Below are 5953 nucleotides of genomic sequence, written 5' to 3' on the forward strand. Positions count from 1 at the left end.
CGGTCCGACAACCGGCCACCCGACGACTTCTTCACCTGCCCAGGCCTTGGCACACCACACCCAACGACCAACACCACCCAAAGTCACCAGTATTGCGGTTAGCCGACGTCCTGTTCACCACGCCCGGAGCGGGGCGGACGGCCGAACGCCTCCACGTTCGCCTTCGTGTCGGGCAGGTCGAATGTGGTGCCGTCCATCGCGGTCAGCCGCCAGTCGCGGTAGAAGGCGCCCCGAGTGTCCGGTGTGGCAACCGGACGGCACACCCGCGCGAACAACTGCTGCAACGGCGCCACCCCCAGCCGAGACCTGGCCTTCCAGATCGCCGCCGTACTCGGCACCACCCACGATGTACGCCAACGCCGCGCACCCTGCAAACCCGCCCTCAGCGCCGGGCGACCTCCACATAGCTCTGCCCGGAGAACAGGCACATCGCCAACACGAAGTAGACCACCAGCCGGGCCGGCAACAGCCGGTTGCGCTGCTGCACCCGACCCGTCTCCGCCAACACCTCATCCACAAGCGACTGAGGAAACGCCTGTGTCAGCACCCCGACCGCGACCCGGTCCGACAACCACTCACCAGATGACTTCGACTGACCCGCTCTTGCCACGCCAACAACAACGACCGGGTTGCCCCTAAGCTACCGGTATTGAGGCTAGGCCCGTTGTGGCAGGAGCGCCACCAGGTCAAACTTGCCTCCCGGCAGCGGAAGCGGTCCGTGGGCGCCGGCGCAAAGCACCGGCTGGTGTTCGTCGGCCGACTCCTGGCCACTCCCGTCCATCTCCGCCATGGGACCACCCACGACGTGCTGGCCTGCTGGTTCGGCGTGGACCGGTCCACCATTACCCGGGCCATCGGCGAGGCGCGGCCCCTGCTCGCCGAGCGGGGGTGCACCATCAACCCCGACGTGCGCCTGCGAACCCTCGCCCAGGTCGTCGACCATCTCGGCGCATCCGGGAAGACCGGGATCATCGACGGCACCGAGATCCGGGTCCGGCGGCCGGCCGCCGGACGCAAGGACCGGGACAGGTTCATCTCCGGCAAGAACAAGCAGAACGCCGTCAAGGCCATGGTCCTCACGGACGACGAAGGCCGCGTGCTGTTCTGCAGCCCGACCCAGCCCGCAAGCTGCGCAGACATCACGCATGCCCGCCAGTTAGGGCTGGTCAAACTCCTGGCCGACGGGCCCGCGGTCGAGATCCTCGCTGATGCCGGCTATCAGGGCCTGGGTGCCCAGACCGGCGGGCGCGTAGTGACACCACCGCACCGCAAGTTCAAGAAGAACGCCCTGGGCTGGTACGAGGAGATGCACGAGCGCCAGCGCAAGGCGCATCCCTTACGCCGTATACGCGTCGAGCGCAGCATCGCACATCTGAAGAACTAGCGGGCCCTGGCCCGCCACCTCGGCCGCCGAGAGCACATGAGCGACACCGTTCAAGCGATCGCCGGCCTACTGTCTCACCAGCAGATCACGGACCTGGCATCGGCACAGCGGATGTGAACAGCGTCCCCAAGCGGACTTCTCGACGTCTCACTGCCAACCATGCACGACTTCGTTAGGTCCCCCGATCCTGCGCACGGTCCCACTTCGGAAAGGGGAACCTTATGTGTCGGGTTCTGCGCTCCGCTGTGCAGTCTCATTCGGCCCCAGCGACCAGGGCCAAGCGTAGCCTTGCTGCGCCTACACCGGAATTACTGCTGTCGCACCAAGTCCGCTGCTGCGGAGCTCTCTTCAGTCGCGAACAATACGGGCGAGGACAGCTCGGATGCGACCGTATTGTTCGACGCCGACCAAAACGTTCATGCGGCGCGGGTGCGATGCGTACCACGCCCAGATGCTTGCTCCAAGGCCGGTCACTAACGGTATAGCCAGCCAGGCCAGTGCAGCCACCAGGCCTCCCTTTTCCACGCAGTCAGAAAGTGATATATGAGGAGCGAGACCGCCAGAATGCTGCGGTCTACGGCGGGAGGCAGCCGTCATAGGGCTGCTCATGGCCGTAGTGGCCCACCCGCGAATGCAGCTCCCTGCGATTGGGCCGCTGATCCCAATTTTGCGGGGTTTGACTGTTTCCGCCACCGGAAGATGAAGGCTCAGCGCACCCGCCTCGTCCGTGCTCTCGAGCGTCACGTGGCAAGGTGCTTCCCCGGCGAAGCGCTGTGCAGGGCCAGCAGGCAGGCCTGTACGCGCTGCGGCCCAGCACCGTCCTGGCGGGCGGGGCAACGCCTGCTGGGCTGACAGATGTCTTAGTGGTGAAGGAGCGAGCTGAACATGGGGGCCTGTAAGAGACGAGACTCCTGGTCGCTGCGCTGGTGTCTCCCGGGAATGTTGCCTGGTCTTGTACGTGAGCCGCCTCCTTCGGAGAGGAGGCCGCTTGAGGGTCCTTGGAGGGAATGGAGCCTGGCCGGTCTTCCGCTGGCCAGCCGGAGCATCGCGCAACAACGCTCGCGGGCACAGCAGATCACCACAACAAGGGACGCCACAACCGCATCCTTGGGACGGAAGTTTGGAAAAGCACAGCACATCTCAAGTCCAGGCATTAAAGCACCCGGTCACACCGATTCCCTCTCACCCTCTCTGCCACCCGAGTGAATCCGACCGATGACATCATCAAGGGACAGAGGGCCTGGCCCCATGAAAACCAGCAGGAAGAAGCCCCAGCAGAACATAGCGGCAAGCTCACCGCCGTTCTCCAATGGCCATAAGGATTGCGGGTGATGCACCGAAAAGTACGCGTATGCCATCGACCCCGAGTTCACCATGGCCATCAACCGTGTCAACGCTCCGAGAGCGACCATCGCTCCGCCAACAAGCTGAATAATAGCGGCATACCACCCAGGCCACGTGCCGGGCTCCAATACCCCGCCAGAACCGTGTGCCCCACCCATCGCGCCGAATAAGGAAGCCATGCCATGGCTGAAAAACAGGAAGCCAACAACCGCCCGGAACAAACTTAAGATGTACTGGCTCACGCCCTCGTAGGGGCCGCCAGAAAAAATCTTGAGCATCAAGATCACTCCTTACAGGCGCATAAAAACGATCCTTCCCTGGTGATTCTGAACGAGTCATCGGCTGATCGCTTCTTAATGGCCCCCTAAGCCGAGCGACTCCCCGTGATCTTCTTCGCGGTCCTGCAAGAGGGTCGCTGGCCTCCGGGTCCGGCATGGCTGTTCCCCCTGTCGAGCGGATGACAATGCCGTTGCTTTTGGGGTGGGGCGGGCGTTGGGCTGTTCGTGCTGGTATCGCGTCTGGAGCGGCTGGGGCTGGGGATCTTGACCCGGTCGTGTCCGCCTGAGCTGGTCGACCGGATCGTTGCGGGGCCGGGTGCGCGGAGAAACGCCGACGTCTGTTGTCGGCCCGGTTCACCGTGTATTTCGTCCTTGCGTTGTACCTCAGGCAAGCGAACCAAACGTCTTTTCGTCAGTTCTGTGGAGTTGGTGGGTGGACGGTGAGTCCGGTGTGGGTGAGGAAGGACCAGGGCACCTGTGGGTTCTGGCTGATGCGGTGGATGCCTTGTTCGGTGGCGTCGGCGACATCGGCGAGAGGGTCACGGGCAAGGTTGGCGAGCTCGCGTTTCTTCAGCGAGGACCACAGCAGCTCCACCGGATTCAGCTCAGGCGCGTAGGCCGGCAATCGTTCCAGGGTGAGCCAGTCCTGTTCGGCGACCCAGACCCGCATCGCCCGGCTCCAGTGGGCGGACAGGCCGTCCCAGATCAGGATTACCCGCTCGCCGTTGTAGTGATCTGAGTCGGAGATTCGTCGGCAGTAGGCGGCGACTTTGTCGAGGATCTCGTCGGCGGTCTTCGTCCAGACGAACGGCCGTGGGTTGTCGTTCCAGTCCGTGAGCCAGGCTCGGATGTCGCGTTCGAGGGCTTGGACGGAGCGGTGGACGCCGCGCTTGAGCTTCTTCTGTGTCAGCTCGGCAAACCACCGCTCGACCAGGTTCAGCCAGGATGCACTTGTGGGTGTGAAGTGCAGGTGGAAGCGGGGATGTGCCAGCAGCCACTGCTTGATGACGGGCGTCTTGTGAGTGACGTAGTTGTCGAGGATCAGGTGCACGTCGAGGTCGGCGGGCACCTCCTTGTCCAGCTTGGTGAGGAATTTCTTGAACTCCACGGCCCGGTGCCGTCGATGGAGGGAGCCGATCACTTTGCCGGTGGCGACCTCCAGGGCCGCGAATAGGGTGGTGGTGCCGGCGCGGACGTAGTCGTGGCTGCGTCGCTCGGGAACGCCGGGCACTATCGGCAGCACGGGCTGGGACCGGTCCAGGGCCTGGATCTGCGACTTCTCGTCCACACACAGCACCAGGGCCTTCTCCGGCGGATCGAGGTAGAGGCCCACCACGTCACGGACCTTGTCGATGAACAACGGGTCGGTGGACAGCTTGAACGTCTGCGACCGGTGCGGGGCCAGAGCGAAGGCGCGCCAGATCCGCGAGATCGCGGGCTGGGACATACCCGTGGCCGCGGCCATCGACCTCGTCGACCAGTGGGTGGCGTTCTTCGGCTTCTCCTCGAGCGTCTTGACGATGACACGCTCGACATCCGCATCGGTGATCTTGCGGGGGACACCAGGCCGCGGCTCGTCGGAGAGGCCGTCCAGGCCGCGTTCGAGGAAGCGCCGCCGCCAGGTGCGGACCGTGTCCGCGGTGACACCCAGCCGGCGGGACACCTCCATGATCGAGTGTCCCTCGGCGCACTCCAGCACGATCCGCGACCGCAAGGCCAGGGCCTGGGCCGTCGAACGACGGCGCACCCAGCCCTCCAGCACAGACCGCTGGGCGTCAGTGACCGACAACGGCGGAATCTTCGGACCAGGACGACTGAACCGTTCCGACTTCTATGCCGCTCCGTTGTGAGCCATCAGAGAGGATGGGACGCGTGCCCAAGAAGATTGACCCCGCGCTTCGGAGCCAGGCTGTGCGACTGGTCACCCAGTACCGCTCGGAGTACTCCACCGAGCGTGCTGTCCATGTCCAGGTCGCCGAATCGCTCGGCGTGTCGCGGGAATCGGTGCGGCGCTGGGTGGCCCAGCACGAGGTCGACACCGGCGTTGCCGCGGGCGTGACCAGCGATGAACGCGAGGAGCTCAAGCGGCTGCGGGCGGAGAACAAGCGGCTTCGCGAGGTCAACGAGGTACTGAAGTCGGCGACGATTTTCTTCGCGGGGGAGCTCGACCCCCGAAACCGCTGATCGTCGCCTCCGTCGACCAGATGAAGGCAGTCGGTCATGCCGTCGAGTCGATCCTCATCGCCCTGAATACCGCAGGCCTGAAGATCGCGGCACGAACCTTACGGGCCTGGTGCGCCCCCGCCGGGCCGGCGAACGCGCCCGCGGCCCGGACCATGAGTGATGCCCTGGTCGAGGACGCCGTCCGGGCGCTGGCCTTCACCACGAACGAGGCCGGGCAGCGTGTGCTGGCACCGGAAGGGCTCTATGGCCGGCGCAAGATGCTGGCTCTCATCCGCCGCACGCTGCTGCCCGAGGCCGGCTTCGGAGCCGTCGACCGGGCCATGCGGTCCCTCGGGCTGGCCGGCGTCGTGCGCGGCAAGAGACCCAGAACCAGGATCCCCAACCCGGCCGACACCCGGGCAGCGGACCTGCTGAACAGGGACTTCACCGCCCCGGCCCCGGACCAGAAATGGATCACCGACTTCACCTATGTCCGCACCTATCAGTCGTTCACCTACGTCGCGTTCATCGTGGACTGCTTCTCCCAGAAGATCGTGGGCTGGCACGCCTCAATCAAGCGGGACGTGGAGCTGGTCGACGCGCCGCTCAGGATGGCGCTGTGGCGCCGCGGCCACGAAGGCACCCCGGTCGGGCGGGACCAGCTCATATGCCACTCGGACGCGGGGTCGCAAGGCGGATTCAACTGGTCGTCGCAACACCTTGATCACAGAGGGATGCGATGGGACGAGATCAGAAGCAGAAGGTGCGAGAGGCGCCAGCGGGA

General features: G+C 65.0%; 7 protein-coding genes and 1 pseudogene. 3 read left to right on the plus strand and 5 right to left on the minus strand.

Translation table 11 applies throughout. The features are described from left to right. Positions 1 to 98 precede the first annotated feature (98 nt). Both ACZ6C1_RS38405 and ACZ6C1_RS38410 read right to left on the minus strand, forming a co-directional pair. Positions 99 to 338, minus strand: a complete 240-nt coding sequence (locus ACZ6C1_RS38405; protein ID WP_469247680.1) for a hypothetical protein — start codon at positions 336 to 338, stop codon at positions 99 to 101. Positions 339 to 382: 44 nt separating this feature from the next. Further along, positions 383 to 505, minus strand: coding sequence for a transposase domain-containing protein (locus ACZ6C1_RS38410; RefSeq protein WP_469247681.1), 123 nt, complete (start codon positions 503 to 505; stop codon positions 383 to 385). A 213-nt stretch (positions 506 to 718) separates the two neighbouring features. On the opposite strand from ACZ6C1_RS38410, the gene ACZ6C1_RS38415 reads away from it, so the two are divergent. Beyond that, on the plus strand, positions 719 to 1384 hold the full coding sequence (locus tag ACZ6C1_RS38415; RefSeq protein WP_469247682.1) for a transposase: 666 nt from the start codon (positions 719 to 721) through the stop codon (positions 1382 to 1384). A 1166-nt stretch (positions 1385 to 2550) separates the two neighbouring features. Here ACZ6C1_RS38415 and ACZ6C1_RS38420 read toward each other — a convergent pair. The 3 genes and pseudogenes from ACZ6C1_RS38420 to ACZ6C1_RS38430 all read right to left on the minus strand — a co-directional run. Beyond that, on the minus strand, positions 2551 to 3006 hold the full coding sequence (locus ACZ6C1_RS38420; RefSeq protein WP_469247683.1) for a DoxX family protein: 456 nt from the start codon (positions 3004 to 3006) through the stop codon (positions 2551 to 2553). Between the two features lie 412 nt (positions 3007 to 3418). Further along, positions 3419 to 3754 carry a transposase gene (locus ACZ6C1_RS38425; protein WP_469247686.1) on the minus strand — a complete coding sequence of 112 codons (336 nt, stop codon included), beginning with the start codon at positions 3752 to 3754 and terminating at the stop codon, positions 3419 to 3421. Continuing rightward, positions 3755 to 4804 (minus strand): annotated as a pseudogene (locus ACZ6C1_RS38430) (IS630 family transposase); the annotation flags it as partial. A 74-nt stretch (positions 4805 to 4878) separates the two neighbouring features. Here ACZ6C1_RS38430 and ACZ6C1_RS38435 point away from each other — a divergent pair. After that, positions 4879 to 5190 (plus strand): transposase, encoded by a 312-nt coding sequence (locus ACZ6C1_RS38435; RefSeq protein WP_469247684.1) that lies wholly within the window; start codon positions 4879 to 4881, stop codon positions 5188 to 5190. Positions 5191 to 5342: 152 nt separating this feature from the next. Continuing rightward, positions 5343 to 5953, plus strand: a 611-nt coding sequence (locus ACZ6C1_RS38440) for a DDE-type integrase/transposase/recombinase (protein ID WP_469247685.1), incomplete at its 3' end; no start/stop codon positions are given.

The organism is Streptomyces sp. NPDC041796 (assembly GCF_055590785.1).